We start from the raw sequence: 21,016 nt of genomic DNA, 5'->3' as shown, positions 1-21,016 counted from the left end.
CCCAATGCCCAATACCCTATGCCCTATTCCCCATTCCTACTACTACTTGATTTTTCGTCAAGATTTCCACAGCAGCTTGATATTGTTGATCTGCTTCTGTACCAATTTGTTCGCGGGTAATTACATCTTGGGGAATGATTTTGTCTGGTTTGATACCTAGTTTGTTAATATCTCGGTGTTGGGGCGTCTCATATTTAGCAATGGTGACTGCCAAACCAGAACCATCTGATAATTCAAACAAGGATTGAATTAAGCCTTTACCAAAGGTGGTTTCCCCTACGAGTTGGGCACGACCATTATCTTGGAGTGCGCCGGCGAGAATTTCGCTGGCACTGGCAGTACCTTGATTGACTAGAATAACTAAGGGATCTGATGTCAGAGCTGGGCCAAAAGCCTCAAAACTGCCTTGAATGCCTTGGCGATTGACGGTGTAGACTATAGTGCCAGAATCTAGCCACAGGCGAGCAATTTCAATTCCGGCTTGTAATAGCCCCCCTGGATTATTGCGTAAATCTAAAATGTAGGCAGCCGCACCCTTTTTTTCTAAACTATTAATGGCATGTGCCAGTTCCATTGAGGCGTTGGCATTAAATTGATTGAGGCGTAAATAGCCAAGGGGTGTACCTTGGGGGGTGACGCGCAATTCTGAGATAACAGGATTTAAAGCAATGCGATCGCGTACTACCCTAAATTCTTGCTCGTCTACACCCTCTCGTTCGATTAATAGGGTGACGAGACTGCCAATCGGCCCGCGCATTTTAGCCGCAGCTTCATCTAGGGTAAGATTTTCTGTGGAAACACCTTCAATTTTCAGGATGCGATCGCGCGGTCTAATTCCGGCTTTATCTGCTGGCGAACCTGCGATTGGTGCAACGACTTCTAACTTACCGGTTTGAGAGTCTAGAGCAATTTGCAAGCCTACCCCGGTGAGTTCTCCAGAAGTATTTACCTGTAAACTCCGGTACTGTTCCGGGTCTAAAAACCGGGTAAAGGGATCGTCTAAGCTTTTGAGCATATTCTGAATCGCTGCATAAGCTGCTTCCTGACTTTTCAGAGGTTTCTCTAAAGCCTTTTGCCGCACCGATGCCCAATTTTGATGATTAAACGTTTCATCTAAATAATTTCGATTGACTATTCGCCAAACTTCTGATACTAATTTCTGTTCTTCCGTCAAAGCCGTTGCTGGTTGAGGAATTGCGCCCCAAGCCAGCCACAGCGCCATCAGCAATGAAAATACCCGTCTCAAAACCTTTTTGTCCATGAACAAGCCCATGTTTAATTCCACCTCAAGCCGAATTGCCTAGAACTGCCCAGTTGCTTTGTTTTTGATGAAATCTATCTCTCGATTATGTTACTTTTTTTATAGAAGTGGTGCATTAGTCTTAATCAAGTTGTTAAGTCAGCCGATCGGCTTGCATCCCACTCAACAAACGATAAGATCTACTTTGTGCCCATAATTTAGTGTTGGTTTGCCTCACAAACGCAATACATACCATGTTTACAGAGTGTTAAGTTTATTAAAAGTCTTATCACTCTGACGCCTTAAAAGCAAACGACCACAAACCTCTTTGCTAAAATCCCAAAATTGCTAATTGGGAGATTTATCAACCGCACCCGATTTTTAGGAACTTGAGATTGTATGGCCAACGTTTACGACTGGTTTGAGGAACGCTTGGAAATTCAAGCGCTAGCTGACGACGTTACTAGCAAGTACGTTCCTCCCCACGTCAATATTTTCTACTGCTTGGGTGGCATTACCCTGGTTTGCTTTCTCATCCAGTTTGCTACTGGGTTTGCCATGACCTTCTACTACAAGCCAACTGTTGCTGAAGCTTACTCTTCAGTGCAGTACATCATGACGGAAGTAAACTTCGGCTGGCTGATTCGCTCCATCCATCGTTGGTCTGCCAGCATGATGGTGTTGATGATGATTTTGCACGTTTTTCGCGTGTACCTCACTGGCGGTTTCAAAAAGCCCCGCGAATTGACCTGGGTAAGTGGTGTAATCCTGGCTGTAATCACCGTTTCTTTTGGTGTAACCGGCTATTCACTACCTTGGGATCAAGTAGGATATTGGGCTGTGAAAATCGTTAGCGGCGTTCCCGAAGCAATTCCTGTGGTTGGTGTACTAATCTCTGATTTGCTGCGTGGTGGTTCCAGCGTCGGCCAAGCTACCCTAACTCGCTACTACAGCGCTCACACATTTGTGCTGCCCTGGTTGATTGCGGTATTCATGCTATTCCACTTCTTGATGATCCGCAAACAAGGCATTTCTGGGCCTTTGTAATTTCCGCCTAAAACCTAACAGGCAATGGCGATCGGTTTCAAGATTGAGTTGTTTGTTTTAAACTGATGAACAATGAGACAAAAACTTGATATTTGAAGCTGAAAGTTAAAGAAACCCGCCTGCGCAGATTATTTCATATCCGCAGGCTAGGGTTACCTGATAGCTGATGGCTTTTACAAATGCTTTAACTCAACTTAAGCAGGAGAGCATATTTAAAAATGGCAACACAGAAGAAACCCGATCTCAGCGATCCTATCCTTAGAGCCAAGCTGGCTAAAGGTATGGGCCATAACTACTATGGCGAACCAGCTTGGCCTAATGACCTACTGTATGTGTTTCCAGTGGTAATCATGGGATCTTTCGCTTGTGTCGTGGCTCTAGCAGTGCTAGATCCCGCCATGAACGGCGAACCAGCAAATCCCTTTGCGACACCATTGGAAATTTTACCAGAGTGGTACTTGTACCCTGTATTCCAAATTTTGCGATCGCTTCCTAACAAACTCTTAGGAGTATTAGCGATGGCTTCAGTACCACTGGGACTAATTCTCGTTCCCTTTATTGAGAACGTTAACAAGTTCCAAAACCCCTTCCGTCGTCCCGTTGCTACCACAGTGTTCCTCTTTGGTACACTTGTAACTCTGTGGTTAGGTATTGGTGCTGCTTTACCTTTAGACAAATCTTTGACTTTGGGCTTGTTCTAAATTAGTCACCAAACAGCAGTTTGACGCCTGTGATTTTCCCTTGCATGTAACGAATGTATGATGTATGACAATCTGCCTATATTAGCTGGCAGTTATAGTTCATAACTTTCGTAATATATGCTTGTGAAAAATAATTCACAGGCGTCAATTTATATATATTAGGTTGCATCTTAAATATTTAGTTTTAAACTTAACTGGCTTTTAATCAGCAATCTTCCACAATATCTTGATTTTCTTGATGTTGATTTATTCAGATACTACTCTTCCTTGGTACTGGGATAATGTACTAAAATATGTCCGGTGTGATAGCCAATTATCAATTTTTTTTGGCTGCTAACTCCATCCACAATCCCTTTGACCTGCTCTACCAAAATATCAAAACCCAGGAAGATCAAAAATATAAATTGTCAACAAATCCTCACTTATTAAATAATTCAAGTCACGGTCAATGCTTAGCATAGTGCAGCGAGACCATCTGACGGTGAAGAGCGAACTTAAGCTCTTAAACCAAGTACAACAATGGTTTGAAAAATTCTGTCGGCAAAATTTATCGGAAATAAGCTGGTTAGAAAACCAACTCTATCGGCTGAACTTGGCGTTAGCAGAAGGCTTTACTAACGCAGTTCGTCATGCGCATTCTGCTTTACCGCCGGACACAATTATCGAGATTGAAGTTTGTCTGTGGATGGACAAACTAGAAATGCGAATTTGGGATTATGGGCAACCTTTTAATCCAGATGCGATCGCCGAACCAAAACCTGGTACTCTTCAAGTAGGCGGTTACGGCTGGTTTCTCCTACGCCGCCTAGCCGATCGTGTGGTTTACGAACGTGGTTCCGATGGGCGAAATTGTTTGGTAATTGTCAAACATGCGACAGAGCAGTAGTCAATAGTCAATAGTCAATAGTCAACAGTCAACAGTCAACAGTCAATAGTCAACCGTCAACAGTTAACATTCTCTACTGGATGTTGACCATAATAAGGCAAAGCTTCTGCCCAATGAGGACGCTTACCTTGTTGCCAATCTAGGTAAGCTAGTGACAAAATGCTAGTGACTGTGGCTGCTAAGTCAGATTTAGCTTCAATTAATTGATAATTAGTCTGCCAATTTGCTAGAGTTTCTTGCCAAGCTTCTGGTGTAAATACTGTATCTGGTAATAAAGCTGTTAATCCTAAATTATCGGGCTGAAGTTGATAAATCCCGCCAAAAACTTGACCTCTTTGCGCCGCCATTTGAATAGCGATCGCATCAGCATTTTGATTTCTACTAATTTCTGTCCAAGCAACTGCGGCTAAAGTAGAAACCGCGAATACCGGAATTTCTAACTGTTGTCCTAAAGTCCGTGCGAGAACTACCCCAATCCGCGTACCTGTAAAACCACCAGGCCCTTTGGCGACTGCCAGAAATGCCAAATCCGACCAAGTTTGTGGTTGAATAAATTCAATTAAGTATTGATGTATCAGGCTAGATAAATCACGCCCTAAATTCCATACCCCAGAGCGAGAGTCACCTGCAAAATTATTAATTGCTAAACCTAATTCAGGTGTTGTGGTGTGCAGTGCCAAACCGTATTTTGTAACGGCGAGATGTTCTAGTTCAGTAGTCAAAATAAATTTAAATATGTTGCTTTTATCACTTTAGAAAAAACCATATTTAAAAGTCAACTGAAGCAAAAAATTAAGTTACAGCGTAGAAGAACGAGTGGATGGGAAATATCTGCAAATTTACAAATATTCCCAAACTCCTCGCCCCATAAAAGCTTATACTTCATCACATCGTCAGGTTGGGACTAGTTCACCCGGACGCAATTTCGCCCATTTACCAGTTTCTTGCTTAAAGCTGAGACAACCGACTACATCCCATTCCATTTCAATGATTTCCCCTTTAGTGCGGATATTGACATTGATTGAGGGTTCATTGGGGTCAAAAGTGGGTGTTTCTGTTAAATGGGGTTGTTGATGCTGCGTTTCTACGGCATGATAGGTTAAACATCGGTCTACATAGTGGCAATTCACGCAAATACACATAATAGAGCCAACTCCAGGAACCTTTATTGTTAATCTAGCTTAAGCCAAAGTTATATTCACTAGTTTCTGGGTTGATTTTTATTACAATGCATAATTTAGTTTCTTCTACCTTAGCTCCAGAAAATTGGCCGTTTAGCATAGATTTATTACCACAACCAGCATATATGGTAGGTGGTGCGGTTAGGGATGCTTTATTAGGTAGAAGTCGGGAATACTTAGATTTAGATTTTGTTATTCCTACAGATGCAGTTAAGGTAGCACGCGCGATCGCGCATCATTATCAAGCAGGTTTTGTTCTTCTCGATCCGCAACGACAAATTGCGCGTGTAGTCTTCCCCAACGCTACAGTTGATATTGCTCAACAGGAAGGCGCGAGTTTAGAAACCGATCTGCACAGGCGAGATTTTACCGTGAATGCGATCGCCTATAATCCCCATAGTCAAGAAATTATCGATCCGCTACAAGGTTTGGCTGATTTAGAAACGCGAGTTTTGCGGATGGTTTCGCCAAAAAATCTAGAAGACGATCCTTTACGTTTACTGCGAGGCTATCGACAATCAGCCCAACTTGGTTTTACTATCGAACCCAATACCCAGAAAACAATACGTTCTTTAGCTTCACACATCACCACAGTAGCCGCAGAACGAGTTAGGGTAGAGATTGGCTATTTGTTAGCAAGTCCTCAAGGTAATCATGCGATCGCCTCTGCTTGGTTAGATGGTGTACTCACACCTTTCTTTAAAAACGCCACCAGCCAAAGCTTTGAGAAACTCACCACAGTTGACAAAGCCGCCGAATATATTGCCAAAAATTGGCAACCTCTGGGGGTTGAACTGCAACAATACATCCGCGATACTATCAAAACCACGCGCTTAGGTATCGCGAAACTTGCTTGTCTTGTCCACCCTCATCCAGAAGCTGCGGAAATTGAGCTAACGGAACTCACCTACAGCCGTGCCGAAATCCAATCTGTGACTACAGCCCTCAGACTGTTCCCAAGGCTAAAAACACCTGATATGTCTATTAGAGAACAGTATTTTTTCTTTCAGGAAGCGGGCACTGTATTTAGTACTGCTGTAGCGCTGGCCTTAGCTTTTGATAATCTGGTAGGGGCGATATCTGGAGATAAATCGCTCTGCGTTTACGCACCTTTAATCGGCCGCTACCTGAACCCTGATGATCTGGTCGCTCATCCCGCTCAAATTGTGAGTGGGAAGGAGATTATTATAGCATTAAATCTTTCTCCGTCGCCATTAATTGGTAAATTGCTTACAGAAATTGCCATAGCTCAGGCTGAAGGAAAAATATCTACTCCAGAAGAAGCGATCGCTTTTGCCGCTCGTGCGATCGCTTAGTAACTTTAAAGCAACTCCAACATTTATTCTACTGTGACATTAATATCGCTAGCAATTTGACGTAGTAACCTTGGTGAAATATCGCGCCTTTGTGAAACGGAACAGTTGTTCCACGTCCATCCTCATGACGAAATTGTTTATGTAAACCCCTTTGACGCACTTCCACAAAACCTAATTTTTCTAGAATACGTACAACTTCTTGTGGTTTCAATATGGGAATATTACTCATAATTTATTGCAACACAATCTGCTGCGTACCCACAAACTCAGTAGTTAAAGAAATATTTTCATCTTCTAAAAGCATTTCAATTACTTCGCGCAGATTTTGCTGTAATTCATCTAATGTTTCGCCTTGAGAATGCGCTCCTGGAAATCCGGGAACATAACCTACATAAAGATTTGTTTCTGTATCTCGCTCGATGATTGCAGTAAAAATTTTCATCTTGATTAACTTCCCAAGATTTTGCTTGATATCTAAAAATACTAATAACGAATTCGCGGATCGACGTAAGCATTTAAAATATCAATTAAAATACTGGCGCTAACAACGATCGCGCCGAAAAATACCAACACGCCTTGGACAATGGGATAATCGCGATCCGCGATCGCTTGATACAATCTATTAGCTAACCCAGGCCAAGAAAATGTGACTTCAGTTAAAATTGCTCCACCTAATAAAGAAGCAAAAGTTAGCCCCAAAACTGTAATTACTGGAATCAAAGCATTTTTTAAAGCATGGGCAACTAAAATTTTACCTTCAGGAATACCTCTGGCTCTAGCAGCTTCTACATAATCTGCTTGTAGAGTTTGCTTTAAATTAACGCGGACAATTCGCTCAAAAATTCCACTTAATAAAATACCTAAAGTTAAGCTAGGAAGGGCAATATGATGCAATGCTATGAAAAAATGACTGAAGTTACCCGCAAGTAAACTATCAAGAGTATACAAACCAGTAATATGAGTGGGTGCGGTAAGGTTCGGCGGAAAGCGATTAGAGTTAGGAAACCAACCTAGTTGTACTGAAAAAATTAACTGAAGAATCATTCCCGCCCAAAACATTGGGAGTGCATAAGTTACTATGCCAAATAAACGTCCTCCCACATCCACAACTGTACCCGGACGAGAAGCGGAAAGTGTGCCGACGAGAATACCAACAATCAGCGCCACTGCCATACTAAATACAGCTAACTCTACTGTCGCTGGGAAATATTGTCCGATAATTTCTCCTACATTTTGTCCCCGACTAGTTAAAGAAGTTCCTAAATCAAATCGCAGTAAATTTCCTAAATAATTTAAATATTGCAACCACAAAGGTAAGTCTAAACCCAATTGTTGACGCAGTTCCGCCTTTGCACTTTCTGGCGCACGCCCACCTAAAATTGCATCGGCTGGATCTCCTGGTGTAGCTCTCAATAAGAGAAATACAATCGTGACAATTGTAAATAGCTGAAGTGGTGCTAAAAGTAACCGGGAGACTATGTAATATTGTAGAGCTTTGGAGCGAGACATATTTAGTTAAGAGTCAATGGTTAATCGTCAATAGTTAATGGTCAATAGTCATTGGTCATTGGTCATTTGTCAAGATAAACGCCCGCAGGCTGTAAGCCTGGGGCTATAATACGAAGCCTACCTACGCAGGCTATGACTGTTGCTAGCCTGCGTAGGCAGGCTTTGTTTGTGTAGCAATACCCTTGAGGGTATTGATTAAAAAAGCGAGATGCTCCCTTTGACTGTTGACTATTGACTTTGGACTATTGACTAAAAACTACTTTTTAATTGGCTTGTAAACTAAATTTTGCGTGGGATCGAGTTGGACGTTACTCACACCTTTTTGTGCAAAAACATAGTCTTTATTTTGCCATAAGGGAACGTAAGGCACATCATTTGTTACCTGTTCTTGAATTTGGGTAAATATTTGCTTACGTGCTTCTGGTTTTTGTTCTTTGCGTTGTTGGTCGATGAGCTTATTGATGGTTTCATTGTAATAGAAAGAACCTTGAGTTTGACTGCCGCCATCTTCACAGCCTTTAGCAACAGAACCTTTCTGACAAGATAAGAATGGTTGCACGTAATTATCAGGATCTAAAAAGTCTGGATACCAATCAAGTAAAGCGGCTGGATATAAACCCTTGCTAATGTCTTTAAAGAAAGTCGCACCTTCTACGGTACTAATTTCAAATTGCAAGATTCCATCCATTTTTTGATCGACTAGTGATTTGAGTGTTTGGGCGACTAAACTGCGAGTAGCAGAACTTGAAGGATACCAAACTTGTACTTTGGCGGGATTTTCTTTAGAAAAACCAGCGCCAGTTAAGAGTTGTTTCGCTTTATCAAAGCTAGCATCACCATATTTATCTTTAAATAAAGGCGCAGACACATTAAATGTGGTGGGAATCATGCTGTAAAGCGGATCGGCTTGATTAAACAACACGCGCTGATTTAACAGTGGACGATCGATTAAGGATGCGATCGCTTGTCTGACTTCTGGTTGATCCAACGGTTTCTGATTCCGGTTCAAAACCATGTAACTCACTACACTACCTTGAGCGCTAATCGCTTGCCAATCTCCTTTCTTCGCCCCTTCTTCTAAGTTACGGATTTGATCGGGCTGTAAAGAAAGATAAGCTACATCAACTGCACCTGTACGGAAGGCGTTAAACAAGTTCACTGGGCTAGTTTGAATTTGGACGTTAATTCCTTGATTCGCTGGTTTTTCGCCCCAATATTTATCAAACACATCCAATCTTAAGGAATCAGTACCATATTGGGCTAACTTATAAGGCCCGGTTCCCACAAATGTCCCCGGCTTAAATTTCCCCGCACCGATTTCGTAAGCTTTTGGTGAAACTGGACATACACCAGAAAACGCCAGTAGTGAAGGAAACGCCGCAAACGGTTTTTTCAGCTTGATAGTTAACTCGTTCTCAGATGCAGCTGTGACAGAATCGACAATATCAGCTAGTAAAAAGGAAGGTTTACCTTTATTTTCAATGAAGCGCTTGATAGTAAAGGCCATTGCTTCCGCATTAAAGGGAGTCCCATCATGGAAAACGACTCCTTGGCGTAAGGGGATGGTGTAGGTTAAACCATCTGCGCTGACTTTGGGTAATGCTGTCGCCAGTTGGGGTTTAATTTCTGTGCTACCAGGCTCATAAGTATAGAGGCGATCGCTCATATTAAACACTAAACCCAACGATGCCAATTCATAAGCATCAGCCGGATCTAAAGTTCTGGGTTTGCTTGTCGTCCCGATAGTAATCCGTCCATCACCTGTACCTGTAGCCGGAGTTCCAGGATTATTTGGTGTGGATGTTTGTTGACGAGGAGCGCAACTCACAACCAAAACTAAACATAGACAGAATAAAGACAGGAATTGCGTCATCCGTCTCCATCGTCTAACTGATAAGGTAAACCTGGTCATATCTGGAAAATTATTGAGGTAGGCGGTGAGTCATTTTACTATACGTTGGTGAATTGCCTACATAAAAATAGCAATCTTTACGACAAAAATCCGCCAAAAATCCATATCCTGAGATTAAATACCCAGATAATTGCGGATTTGACTCATTGGGCATAGGGCATAGGGCATGGGGTATGGGACAGGGGAAAGACAGATTTTCATGCTTGGTTGTGCCAAAACCTGGCGTGAATGGCTAGCCTGAAAATAGGGGTTAGGTAAGAGATTTTTATGTTTGGTTGTGAGATTTTCTCGTGATTGACTGTCTTGAAATAATAAGTATTACAAAACGTAAATACCCTTGAAACTTTTACCAATGCTCAATGCCCAATGCCCAATGCCCAATGCCCAATGCCCCACTTGAAAATCTGATTAACTTGAGTAGAAAAATAGACATTTATTAAGATTTACAACAGTAATTGATTTTGTCGTCACGGTGAGAAGCGATCCAAAATATTTGAGATAGTTTAGCCTTGAGCAAAGGCCAAGTAGTGTCAATCAAAAATCAGCCATTTACTGCCTAGCTTTGCTGACAATAATATTGCGCAATATACATCAGCCCGGAAGGCGATCGCGATATCGTAATCAGCAGGATTAATAGTCTAATAGTGAGACTAAGAACGTGAAATATTTTTTCCTCTCGGAAGGTTGGACAGTTTCTAGAGTCTGGGCGTCTGATGGACTCTGGCAAATCACCGCATGGCGTCGCCAACCGGATATTCAGAAACTGAATGTTTGTTTGGTAGAAAATAACGAGTTGTTGTGGCTATATCGTGTAGAAGAAGCTGTTTTAACCGTAGAAGTAAAGCCAACAACAGCCGCACCGACAAATACCACCATCGGACAAGTAGTGCTGAAGCGTTTGATCACAGCAGAACAGGTAATCGAACGCTTGGGTACTGCTGAAGCCAAATGTCAGCTGCACAACATTCAAGCCTTCGCGCAGTAAATTAGGGCATGGGGCATTGGGCATTGGGCATTGGGCATTGGGCAGAGACGCGATGAATCGCGTCTCTACAATTGTCCTCCTTGTCCCCCTTGTCCCCTTCTCGATTCCTCCAGAAGAATACGTAAATTAGATGTATGACCGGGATTGGTAGCGAAAAATATCATAGATGCTACGCGATCGCATCTATTTACACGCTTGCAAAGCGTTCCATCAATAGTTACACTTTTTAAAATATTCTCATTTTTGCTTGGCACTTGCCTAGCACGCTTAACTACCCAAATGTCTTTCAAGACATTTAGCTGATTCTCCAAGAATCAGGAAGAGTTTTCGTAAGAGAACTTTTAGGTAGTGAAAAATCATAGAGCGATCGCTACCCAAACGGGTAAAGAGCGCCCAGCGTGTCAGCACTGCCAGAGCAACCACACTATTTGTCTAATAAGACTAGGCTGTGGTAAGAAATACCCTGGCAATAACAAAAACAACAGAGAAGCAAGAGCGGTAAATTTTGCCGCCCATAACTTCCGTAAGAAAATTGCTTTGTAAACTAACTCATCGAGGAGGAGCGTAGTCGATGGGACTACCCTGGTACCGAGTACACACAGTCGTTCTGAACGATCCAGGGCGACTGATTTCTGTACACTTGATGCACACAGCTCTAGTGGCAGGCTGGGCTGGTTCGATGGCATTGTACGAACTAGCTATTTATGACCCCAGCGATCCGGTTCTTAACCCAATGTGGCGTCAAGGGATGTTCGTGTTACCCTTCATGGCACGTTTGGGCGTCACTCAATCTTGGGGTGGTTGGAGCGTTACTGGCGCTCCCGCAACAGATCCTGGTTTCTGGTCATTTGAAGGCGTTGCTGCTGCTCACATTGTCCTTTCTGGTTTGTTGTTCTTAGCAGCCGTATGGCACTGGGTTTACTGGGATTTGGAACTCTTTAGAGATCCTCGTACTGGTGAACCTGCTCTCGACTTGCCAAAAATGTTTGGCATTCACCTATTTTTATCTGGTTTACTCTGTTTTGGCTTCGGTGCTTTTCACCTCACTGGACTATACGGCCCGGGTATGTGGGTTTCCGATGCCTTTGGAGTTACAGGTAGCGTCCAACCAGTAGCACCCGAATGGGGGCCAGGTGGCTTTAACCCCTTTAATCCTGGTGGTATTGTTGCTCACCATATAGCTGCTGGTATCGTCGGCATTATTGCAGGCTTATTCCACCTCACAGTTAGACCACCCGAACGGCTTTACAAAGCCCTACGGATGGGTAACATTGAAACCGTACTTTCTAGCAGTATTGCTGCGGTATTCTTTGCTGCCTTCGTAGTCGCTGGTACCATGTGGTACGGTAACGCAGCTACACCAATTGAACTGTTTGGCCCTACCCGTTACCAATGGGATCAAGGCTATTTCCGTCAAGAAATTAATCGCCGCGTTCAAACCAGCGTGGCTAATGGTGCCAGCCTTTCTGAAGCTTGGTCACAAATTCCTGAAAAACTGGCCTTCTACGATTACGTTGGTAACAGCCCTGCTAAAGGCGGTTTATTCCGTACAGGGCCAATGGTTAAGGGTGATGGTATTGCCCAATCTTGGCAAGGTCACGCAGTATTCAAAGATTCTGAAGGCAGAGAATTGACCGTGCGTCGTCTGCCCAACTTCTTTGAAACCTTCCCAGTTATTTTGACCGACAAAGATGGTATCGTCCGCGCTGACATCCCATTCCGTCGGGCAGAATCCAAATATAGCTTTGAACAATCTGGTGTAACCGTTAGCTTCTACGGTGGCGATTTGAATGGTCAAACATTTACAGATCCCGCCGATGTGAAGAAATACGCCCGTAAGGCTCAAGGCGGCGAAATATTTGAATTCGACCGGGAAACCTTGAACTCTGATGGGGTATTCCGCACATCTCCTAGAGGTTGGTTTACCTTTGGACACGCTGTATTTGCTCTGTTATTCTTCTTTGGTCACTTGTGGCATGGTTCACGTACCATCTACCGCGATGTATTCGCTGGTGTGGAAGCGGATCTAGAAGAGCAAGTAGAGTGGGGTCTATTCCAGAAAGTGGGTGATAAGACAACCCGCCGTAAGGAAGCCCTCTAGTTATTAGGGACTAGGGACTAGGGGAACCAGGGCTAGAAAAGTGTTTTCTCAGTACTTAATACTTAGTTCCCAGTCCCCAATCCCCTAGCTTGCTACAATAATATTACTGGCTGGATAGGCAGGAACTTGTAATATGGAAAGCGTTGCGTACATCTTAATTTTCACTCTGTGTATCGGAGTTCTCTTCTTTGCGATCGCATTTCGTGAACCCCCCCGAATTGCGAAAAAAGACGACTAGTTCGCTATTCCCAGATTGTTAATACCATCGAAAGCTAAATATCTGCTGGTAACTTTGTAGTATCAGCAGATATTTAGCTTTAAAGCCTAGAGAATTAGTTTGCCGAGTAAAAATTAAACTATCTGCCATTACTTTAATTAGCGATAATTCCTGATAATCCTGAATAATTGGGGAAGACTTTGGTGTAAGCTAGATGCTGGGTCAAAGACTCTAATTATGAGTAATTTGATAACGAATTATGAATACTTAGGGTGAAAAACCCTGGACGATAAACACCAACTTCCGATAAATGACTTGTCATCAGGCATTATGATATAATCTTCTATCTGGAAGTTAATATGTGTTGTTACTAGCTTTTCTACGCTAGGATGAAATAGGTTTAGACTAGCAAGATAAGCGCTTGTCTAATAATTCCACTTGCGACAAAAAATTACGGAGACTAGAACCAGGAACAAATTAGCATGGTCAATCAGAATTTAACCGCTACAGAAATTGGATTTACTCACGAAGATTTCGCTGCTCTACTTGATAAGTACGATTACCACTTTAGCCCTGGCGATATTGTACCAGGAACCGTTTTCAGTATAGAGCCGCGCGGCGCTCTGATTGACATAGGTGCTAAAACCGCAGCATATATACCTATACAAGAAATGTCAATTAACCGGGTCGATGCCCCGGAAGAAGTATTACAGTCTAACGAAACAAGGGAATTTTTCATTCTCACCGACGAAAACGAAGATGGTCAGTTGACTCTCTCGATTCGTCGGATTGAATATATGCGGGCTTGGGAGCGTGTACGTCAGCTACAAGCTGAAGATGCTACAGTTCGTTCTGGTGTATTTGCTACTAACCGTGGTGGTGCATTAGTGCGGATTGAGGGATTACGCGGGTTTATTCCCGGTTCCCACATCAGCACTCGTAAACCCAAAGAAGAATTGGTAGGTGAAGAACTACCATTAAAATTCCTAGAAGTAGATGAAGAACGTAATCGCTTAGTTCTGTCTCACCGTCGGGCGCTAGTTGAGCGGAAGATGAACCGCCTCGAAGTTGGTGAAGTTGTAATTGGTACAGTGCGCGGTATTAAGCCCTACGGTGCATTCATTGATATCGGCGGTGTGAGCGGTCTATTACACATCTCGGAAATTTCTCACGAGCATATCGATACACCTCACAGTGTATTTAATGTTAATGATGAAGTGAAAGTGATGATCATTGACTTAGATGCAGAAAGAGGTCGGATCTCCTTATCAACTAAGCAGCTGGAACCAGAACCAGGTGACATGATTAAGAACCGCGATTTGGTTTACGATAAAGCAGAAGAAATGGCTGCTAAATATCGCGAACAGTTGCTAGCAAAACAACAAGGTATCACTGCTGTTGCTGCTGATGCTGTAGTTGAAGAAGAAATTCCTTCAGCAACAGAAGAAGATATCCCAGCAGCTATTGAAGAAGAAATTCCAGCAGCTATTGAAGAGTAATACACTTCTATATTGTCTGTAATTAAAAAGATGAAAGTTTTGCAAAAAGGGGGATTTTCCCTCTTTTTTTATGGGATTATAGCAATTCTAAATTGTGATTTTTAGAAATTTTTTATTGATATCCAGGGGTGAAGATTTTGGTAACTATTAAATGTAGAAATATCACATTTACCAATATTCAGGCGATTTTGTTTGATAAAAACGGTACTCTAGAAGATTCAGAAGCGTATTTGCGATCGCTCGCTCAAAGAACAGCCAGGTTAGTAGATGCACAATTCCCTGGTATTGGCGAACCCTTACTCATGGCTTTTGGTGTCAATGGAAATAGCCTCGATCCAGCAGGTATTATGTCAGTCGCCAGTCGCCGCGAAACAGAAATCGCCACCGCCGCATATATTGCGGAAACTGGTAAGGGATGGTTTGAATCTTTAAAAATTGCCCGTCAAGCCTTGGATGAAGCCGAGAAATACATCAGTCAGACTCCTTCGCCACTATTTGCAGGTAGCGTGGAGGTGTTGAAGTTACTTTCCGAAGCAGGATTAAAACTCGGTATTGTCTCAGCAGCCACAACTCAAGAAGTCCAAAACTTTGTCGCACATCATCAACTAAGCGATTATATCCAGCTAGAAAAGGGAGTAGATGAAGGGCCGAGTAAACCAGATCCCATACTATTTTTACAAGCTTGCCAAGCCTTAGAAGTAGAATCAAGCGCTACATTAATGGTAGGTGATTCTGTCGGTGATATGCAAATGGCAAAGAATGCTCAAGCCGCAGGTAGTATTGGGATTACTTGGATTAATAAATTAGATCATGTCCAAGGTGCGGATGTGGTAATTAATCGGCTTGATGAAATTCAAATTATTGAGGTTTAAGTAGGGCGAGGCAAATGCTAACTGGTGGGGATTGTCAATAGTCAATAGTCAATAGTCATTTGGAATAGTATTCATGAGACGGCTGAGAGAAATCCGCTAAACTTACATTAAAACTCATCATGAGAAACTATGATGCTACCAGTTAAACATCAATTTCAAACCTTTGAAGAATACCTATCTTATGATGATGGCACAGAAAAACTCTATGAATTGTTTAATGGAGAGTTAATCGAGATGCCTCCAGAATCTGGAACTAATGTTCAGATTGCAAATCGTCTTTTCTTAATTTTTGCAATGATTGTAGGAATTGATCGAGTTCGAGGACATGGCTTAGAACTGGAAGTTAGAGGAGAACCCAGAAACCGTTATCCTGACTTGACTATTATTCGGGAAGAACATATTCAGCAATTAGCAAAACGTAATACTATTCGCTTATCAATGCTACCTCCACTACTAGTAATTGAAGTAGTCAGTCCAGGAGAATTACAACGAGATAGAGATTTTATTGCCAAGCGCGGACAATATCAAGATTGTGGAATTCCTGAATATTGGATCATTGACCCTGAAAATAAAACTGTCTTGGTTTTAGAATTAACTGGAAATATTTACACTGAGGTGGGTAACTTTTCAGGTGATGAAGTGATTCTCTCTCCACAATTTAATCAAATGAATGTCAAAGTATCACAACTATTTGATGCAGTAACTCAGGATTAAAATAGGATATTAATTAACCTTCAGCTTTGCTAAACAAACCATGCAAAACACAGACACAACATTACAGCTTCGCCTGTGGACTGTGGATGAATACCACCGAATGGCTGAGGCTGGAATTTTCGCTGATGATGAACGTGTAGAACTTTTAGAAGGAAAGATTATTTGGATGATTGCAAAAGGGACAGCCCATCGTTCATCTCTGGGGAGGACAGATTATTTATTAAAAAATAGATTAGCAAATCGGGCTTGGGTATCGATTCAAGATCCAGTAAAGTTAAATGAACGGTCTGAACCAGAACCTGATATTGCTGTAGTTAAAATAGACCCACTAGACTATGCAGATCATCATCCTACACCTTCAGAAGTTTATCTAATTATTGAAGTAGCAGATAGCAGTCTTAAACTAGATTGTGAAACTAAAGGAAAAGCTTATTCAAAAGCAGGAATTGCAGATTATTGGGTATTAGATGTAATTGGGCGTCAATTACATGTATTTCGAGAACCAACTGAAGATGGCTATCAAAGTGAAGTGATTTTGGCAGAAAATGAGACTATTTCGCCTCTACAGTTTCCTGATTTACAGATTGCGATCGCTGAAATGTTACCACTTTTAAGAGGGTCTTAATAAAGAGCGATCGCACTTTCAATCACTCTACATTAAAATACAGTTCAGTCAGTGCCAAAAACCTTAAGCTGCGTAGGTTGGGTTGAGGAACGAAACCCAACATTTCCAGGGGTTTGTTGGGTTTCACTTCGTTCAACCCAACCTACAATTATCCTTAATTTTTGAGAGAGTCTTAATAAAGAGCGATCGCACTCTCAATAACTCTACATGAAAAATAGCTCTGTCATACCCCTCTCAATATTACTCACAACGCCAAATTTTAATTGTTTTGTCCTTGCTACCACTAACAATCGTTTTTCCATCCGGACTAAAGGCGATTGAGCCTATATCTGATGCATGTAATGAAAGAGTATTTATCAACTCTTTTGAGCCTAAATGCCAAAGTTTAATTTTACTATCAACGCTGGCACTAGCTAAAGTTTTCCCATCAGGACTAAAGGCAACTGAGCTAACAGTATTTATATGCCCAGTAAATGTGTGGATAAGGTTCCCAGTTTGAAGATCCCAAATTTTAACAGTCTCGTTAAAGTGACCACTGGCAATAATCTTACCATCAGGATTAATAGCAACACTTCTAACTGAACTTGAGTCTGCTTTAATCGTATGAATGACTGCTTTTGTTTTCAAATCCCATATCTTAATAGTGTCGTCAATACTACCGCTAATTAATGTTTCTCCATTCACAGAAAATACAACAGACATAACAGCGTATTTATGTCCATAGAATGTATAAATTAACTGATTATTTTTTAGATCCCATATTTTAATTGTTGTATCTGCACAACCACTAGCTAATATTGTACCATCAGGGCTAAAGGCGACTGCAATCACATTATCTGAATGTCCTGTTAAAATCTTACTTACAAAAGCATTTTCCGTGATAGAAGACCAGAGTTTAACTGTATTATCATTGCTACCACTCGCAAGAATCAGCCCATCAGGGCTAAAAGCAACCGATCTAACTGGATATGAATGCCCATTCACAGTAGTGATAATCTGACCATTACTTAGATTCCACAAATTTATAGTACCATCTCCACTGCCACTAGCTAATTTTTTACCATCAGGGCTTATGGTAACAGAATTAATCCAATGACTATGCCCAGAAAGAGTTTTTATACATCGCCATATCTGATTTTTTTTGTTTTGCAAATCTGCTTGTAATTCTAACTTATGGAACTTCCAACTAAAAAAATCTCCCATCGCTGTGTAGGCAGGGGAGGTAGAGGAAGCAGAGGAGGAAGAATCCAACCTTTTTCTTCTTGGATAATGTATTTTCTGGAATTCCCCATCTTTATCAACTTCTCTCTGGCATATTTGAGTTTTTTGGTTTGGTAAATCTGCTAGTGCTTTCAACTCATTGTCATAAATTTCTCTATACTGTTGCCTAATAGAAGTCAGTTTTTCAATAAGCGTTGATTTCCACTCGTCAGGGATATCTGACTCTATGTTAAATAACTGAGGTTCATAATTTGGATTAATATTCAGATAATACCAATCAGCTAAAAAGGCTGCTAACAGTTTATGTAAAGTGACAATTGTTTGTCTAATTACCCGAAGACTTTGTTTTTCATCATTACCAGCTTCTTCAAGTTCTTTTTTGACTTCTTCCCAATTCCAAGGTTCAAAAGATAAAGATACTGGCTCTTGCAATCCCCAAAACCGAACATTAAAATAAACTTCGTGGTCTGTAACATCCGTGTAAATTATTGCTGTTGGTACAGCAGATAAAATTGTTTCTAACTGCTTAATTTCTGCATCGAATACCGAACGCTCAAAATATTTACCGTAAAATTCCACTGGGCATAAATCACCCTGAAGTGAATAATACTTTTCTAAAAATATTTTTAATTGATTGCGAATTTCTTTATTCAAACTGTCGCGAAATGATATCGGGAAATCCTCGCTGATATCTGGTGGTGGAACTAACATTAATAAGCGTGGTTTCTTTTGTTCATCAATAAAAATTCTCTGGGCTTCATCACGACTTAAAACACCAGGCCACCTTTGTTGGTCAAAAATCGCTTGAATTTCCTTTTGTTGGAGTTCAATTTCTTTAGCTGTTTTCTCGCGAACTAAATCTAAATACAAGGCGCTTAACTTGCGCTTGTCTTCTAATTCTTCTTGCTTTAATTGCAGCGCCCTTTCTTCTCGTTCTGCTTTTGCGGCTGCAATTTGTATATCTGCTTTGAGGCGTAATTCTTGAATTTGTAGTAATTCTTTTTCTCTAACTTCTCGACGGTTATAATAGTCTATTTCTGCCTGTCTTATACGCTGATCTTGTCTAATTTCTTGAACTTTTACTGGTAGATTACGTTTATCTTCTTTACTAAATTTATGGTCAATAAATGCTGAAATAATTTTTTCAGCAGCAGGAATAACAAAGTTGACTACTGCACCGATGATATTAAATCCCATACAATTTTAAACATTGAGAAAATCAATACTTGTATCTGTTTTAACCTTTAATTTTCTCAATGTCTCTGAAAATTGACGGGTAGCGGCGATTTATCTGGAATTTACAGCCATTTTTAGGTTAAAAATCATGCCCTCAGGATTAGCCTAATCATTACCCATATCTTTTTAATCTCCCGCTTCGTTGTTATTCCGGCTAGGAATGAATTCCCAGCCTCATAGCTCAAGTCTACTGAAGTAGACTAAACTTCATCCTCAGTCCACTTGAGTGGACTTCAGCTATGAGCCAAGAACTTCAGTTCTTGGCGGAATATGCACAAAAATGTGGGAATTAAAACTAAGTCTCTTTAAATCGAATAAGACAAGGGGAAAGATTTAGCATCCTTGGGCTTGACATAAACCCGTTGTTGTGGTTCTAATTCTAATTCTTTATAGCGATCGCGTGTTAAATGCGCCATCACCACTTGCCCTTCATCTAAGCTTAATTCTACTTGAATTTCCCAGCCTAAATGTATTACTCGGCTCACGGTTGCTGGTGTAGTTGCACCGTTGGCATGTTTCTCGACAATCACATCTTGTGGGCGTAAAAATACTTCTGGATGGGGAACTTCAAATTCGCTGCTTGTGAAAATCCGCGAAGAACTAGGTAACACGTTTACCGGGCCGATAAAACTCATCACAAAGGAACTAGCAGGATGATCGTAAATTTGCTCTGGAGTTCCTACTTGTTCCACGCGCCCTTTATTCATCACCACAATTTCGTCGGAGACTTCCATTGCCTCTTCTTGGTCGTGGGTAACGAAAACAGTGGTAACATGAACTTCATCATGGAGGCGGCGTAACCATGCGCGTAAATCTTTCCGCACTTTCGCATCCAGCGCCCCAAAGGGTTCATCCAGTAATAACACTTCTGGTTCTACAGCCAAAGCCCTAGCTAAAGCTACCCGTTGTCTTTGTCCGCCAGAAAGTTGTGAAGGATAGCGATCGCCTAATCCGGTCAATTGTACTAATTCTAGTAACTGTTCTACCCGCCCTTGAATTTTCTTGGCGGGAACCTTGCGAATTTCTAAGCCAAAAGCAATATTCTGACGTACAGTCCTATGCTTAAATAGAGCGTAGTGCTGGAAAACAAACCCAATATTGCGATCCTGCACGCTTTGATAGGTGGCATCTTTACCGGTTAAAAAGATTTTGCCACTATCTGGTAACTCTAAGCCTGCAATTAACCTTAGCAGGGTGGATTTCCCAGAGCCTGATGGGCCAAGCAAGGCAACAAGAGAACCAGTTTTTACCTCTAAATTTACCCGATCGATAGCTTGGAAACTTCCAAAATTCTTGGATACATTTTCAACTAATATGCCCACTGCTCTTCCCCTGCCAATAATCTACGAATAATTGCTAGGATTACCGTATTACATATATACCATAAGACCATTACTTTTGAACTACTGAAAAATAAAATTATTTAGTTAGCCACAGCTACCACAATCCAGGAAGCTACAATCAGCACCACTACAATCTAAAGCACTGCAATCTAAAGCATGACAATCAAGGACACTACAATCAGGACTCATGCTCACAAATTCAGCACAATTGCAGCCTAAATCCGCGCAATCAACGCAGTAAGTACCGTCATTACTGTTGAAGGAAGATTTATTACCATTGCTCGCGATCGCTTTTTTTGGGTTTTTGGGGAAGAGCTGGCGAAGCTGTTACCAAGTGCAAACTAAACAGTTTAGTTTAAAAACCAAGCGTAACCATAGAGGTTTATCTTTCTTCAAGGCGATTTGTTGGGA

At 41.5% G+C, this 21,016-nt stretch carries 22 protein-coding genes; 11 read left to right on the top strand and 11 right to left on the bottom strand.

Translation table 11 applies throughout. From position 1 onward, the window contains the following. Positions 1–16 precede the first annotated feature (16 nt). The gene (gene ctpA / locus H6G08_RS17310) at positions 17–1,273 is read right to left on the bottom strand and encodes a carboxyl-terminal processing protease CtpA (protein ID WP_190545098.1); all 1,257 of its coding nucleotides are present in this window, start codon (positions 1,271–1,273) and stop codon (positions 17–19) included. Positions 1,274–1,639: 366 nt separating this feature from the next. Between ctpA and petB the strand changes: the two genes are divergently transcribed. The 3 genes from petB to H6G08_RS17295 all read left to right on the top strand — a co-directional run bounded on the left by petB (position 1,640) and on the right by H6G08_RS17295 (position 3,874). Further along, positions 1,640–2,287: a cytochrome b6 gene (petB, locus tag H6G08_RS17305; RefSeq protein ID WP_045867444.1), complete on the top strand. Its 648-nt coding sequence runs from the start codon at positions 1,640–1,642 to the stop codon at positions 2,285–2,287. 218 nt (positions 2,288–2,505) lie between these two features. Next, complete coding sequence (petD, locus tag H6G08_RS17300) at positions 2,506–2,988, top strand: cytochrome b6-f complex subunit IV (protein ID WP_096643383.1); 483 nt, start codon at positions 2,506–2,508, stop codon at positions 2,986–2,988. 448 nt (positions 2,989–3,436) lie between these two features. After that, positions 3,437–3,874, top strand: a complete 438-nt coding sequence (locus H6G08_RS17295; protein ID WP_190545095.1) for an ATP-binding protein — start codon at positions 3,437–3,439, stop codon at positions 3,872–3,874. A 56-nt stretch (positions 3,875–3,930) separates the two neighbouring features. Here the strand turns inward: H6G08_RS17295 and tsaB are convergent, their stop codons facing one another. Together tsaB and H6G08_RS17285 are read right to left on the bottom strand one after the other, a co-directional pair. Beyond that, the gene (tsaB, locus tag H6G08_RS17290) at positions 3,931–4,596 is read right to left on the bottom strand and encodes a tRNA (adenosine(37)-N6)-threonylcarbamoyltransferase complex dimerization subunit type 1 TsaB (protein WP_190545093.1); all 666 of its coding nucleotides are present in this window, start codon (positions 4,594–4,596) and stop codon (positions 3,931–3,933) included. 171 nt (positions 4,597–4,767) lie between these two features. Beyond that, positions 4,768–5,016 carry a Ycf34 family protein gene (locus H6G08_RS17285; RefSeq protein ID WP_096602505.1) on the bottom strand — a complete coding sequence of 83 codons (249 nt, stop codon included), beginning with the start codon at positions 5,014–5,016 and terminating at the stop codon, positions 4,768–4,770. A gap of 86 nt (positions 5,017–5,102) precedes the next feature. On the opposite strand from H6G08_RS17285, the gene H6G08_RS17280 reads away from it, so the two are divergent. Continuing rightward, a complete protein-coding gene (locus H6G08_RS17280) occupies positions 5,103–6,371 on the top strand; it encodes a tRNA nucleotidyltransferase/poly(A) polymerase-related protein (protein ID WP_190545091.1) in 1,269 nt (422 codons plus the stop codon). Positions 6,372–6,399: 28 nt separating this feature from the next. On the opposite strand, the gene H6G08_RS17275 is transcribed toward H6G08_RS17280, so the two are convergent. From H6G08_RS17275 to H6G08_RS17255, 5 genes are all read right to left on the bottom strand, one after another. Continuing rightward, positions 6,400–6,600 carry a type II toxin-antitoxin system HicA family toxin gene (locus H6G08_RS17275; RefSeq protein WP_242046178.1) on the bottom strand — a complete coding sequence of 67 codons (201 nt, stop codon included), beginning with the start codon at positions 6,598–6,600 and terminating at the stop codon, positions 6,400–6,402. Positions 6,601–6,603: 3 nt separating this feature from the next. Further along, positions 6,604–6,813 (bottom strand): type II toxin-antitoxin system HicB family antitoxin, encoded by a 210-nt coding sequence (locus H6G08_RS17270; protein ID WP_190545089.1) that lies wholly within the window; start codon positions 6,811–6,813, stop codon positions 6,604–6,606. 41 nt (positions 6,814–6,854) lie between these two features. After that, a complete protein-coding gene (locus tag H6G08_RS17265) occupies positions 6,855–7,880 on the bottom strand; it encodes an ABC transporter permease (protein ID WP_096643379.1) in 1,026 nt (341 codons plus the stop codon). 256 nt (positions 7,881–8,136) lie between these two features. Then, positions 8,137–9,792, bottom strand: coding sequence for an ABC transporter substrate-binding protein (locus H6G08_RS17260; RefSeq protein WP_190545087.1), 1,656 nt, complete (start codon positions 9,790–9,792; stop codon positions 8,137–8,139). Between the two features lie 10 nt (positions 9,793–9,802). Beyond that, on the bottom strand, positions 9,803–9,946 hold the full coding sequence (locus tag H6G08_RS17255; protein ID WP_190545085.1) for a hypothetical protein: 144 nt from the start codon (positions 9,944–9,946) through the stop codon (positions 9,803–9,805). A gap of 504 nt (positions 9,947–10,450) precedes the next feature. Here H6G08_RS17255 and H6G08_RS17250 point away from each other — a divergent pair. Continuing rightward, positions 10,451–10,777, top strand: a complete 327-nt coding sequence (locus H6G08_RS17250; protein WP_190545083.1) for a hypothetical protein — start codon at positions 10,451–10,453, stop codon at positions 10,775–10,777. 65 nt (positions 10,778–10,842) lie between these two features. On the opposite strand, the gene H6G08_RS17245 is transcribed toward H6G08_RS17250, so the two are convergent. Beyond that, on the bottom strand, positions 10,843–11,031 hold the full coding sequence (locus tag H6G08_RS17245; protein WP_190545081.1) for a hypothetical protein: 189 nt from the start codon (positions 11,029–11,031) through the stop codon (positions 10,843–10,845). A 317-nt stretch (positions 11,032–11,348) separates the two neighbouring features. Between H6G08_RS17245 and psbB the strand changes: the two genes are divergently transcribed. The 6 genes from psbB to H6G08_RS17215 all read left to right on the top strand — a co-directional run bounded on the left by psbB (position 11,349) and on the right by H6G08_RS17215 (position 16,805). Beyond that, positions 11,349–12,878: a photosystem II chlorophyll-binding protein CP47 gene (gene psbB, locus H6G08_RS17240; protein ID WP_190545079.1), complete on the top strand. Its 1,530-nt coding sequence runs from the start codon at positions 11,349–11,351 to the stop codon at positions 12,876–12,878. Between the two features lie 133 nt (positions 12,879–13,011). Further along, positions 13,012–13,116, top strand: coding sequence for a photosystem II reaction center protein T (locus H6G08_RS17235; protein ID WP_071989499.1), 105 nt, complete (start codon positions 13,012–13,014; stop codon positions 13,114–13,116). Between the two features lie 461 nt (positions 13,117–13,577). After that, positions 13,578–14,594, top strand: coding sequence for a 30S ribosomal protein S1 (locus H6G08_RS17230; RefSeq protein WP_190545077.1), 1,017 nt, complete (start codon positions 13,578–13,580; stop codon positions 14,592–14,594). Positions 14,595–14,731: 137 nt separating this feature from the next. Then, the gene (locus H6G08_RS17225; RefSeq protein WP_190545075.1) at positions 14,732–15,466 is read left to right on the top strand and encodes an HAD family hydrolase; all 735 of its coding nucleotides are present in this window, start codon (positions 14,732–14,734) and stop codon (positions 15,464–15,466) included. 132 nt (positions 15,467–15,598) lie between these two features. Further along, entirely contained in the window at positions 15,599–16,180 is a 582-nt protein-coding gene (locus H6G08_RS17220; protein ID WP_190545198.1) for a Uma2 family endonuclease, read from the top strand. 40 nt (positions 16,181–16,220) lie between these two features. Next, entirely contained in the window at positions 16,221–16,805 is a 585-nt protein-coding gene (locus H6G08_RS17215) for a Uma2 family endonuclease (protein WP_190545072.1), read from the top strand. A 240-nt stretch (positions 16,806–17,045) separates the two neighbouring features. On the opposite strand, the gene H6G08_RS17210 is transcribed toward H6G08_RS17215, so the two are convergent. Then, positions 17,046–19,223 (bottom strand): WD40 domain-containing protein, encoded by a 2,178-nt coding sequence (locus tag H6G08_RS17210; RefSeq protein ID WP_190545070.1) that lies wholly within the window; start codon positions 19,221–19,223, stop codon positions 17,046–17,048. 344 nt (positions 19,224–19,567) lie between these two features. Then, positions 19,568–20,584 (bottom strand): sulfate/molybdate ABC transporter ATP-binding protein, encoded by a 1,017-nt coding sequence (locus H6G08_RS17205; protein ID WP_190545068.1) that lies wholly within the window; start codon positions 20,582–20,584, stop codon positions 19,568–19,570. Positions 20,585–21,016: the final 432 nt, after the last annotated feature.

This window comes from Calothrix anomala FACHB-343, from assembly GCF_014696435.1.
In the GTDB taxonomy this organism is placed as follows: Bacteria; Cyanobacteriota; Cyanobacteriia; order Cyanobacteriales; family Nostocaceae; genus Aulosira; species Aulosira anomala_A.
This window is presented reverse-complemented; position numbering and strand designations above follow the sequence as displayed.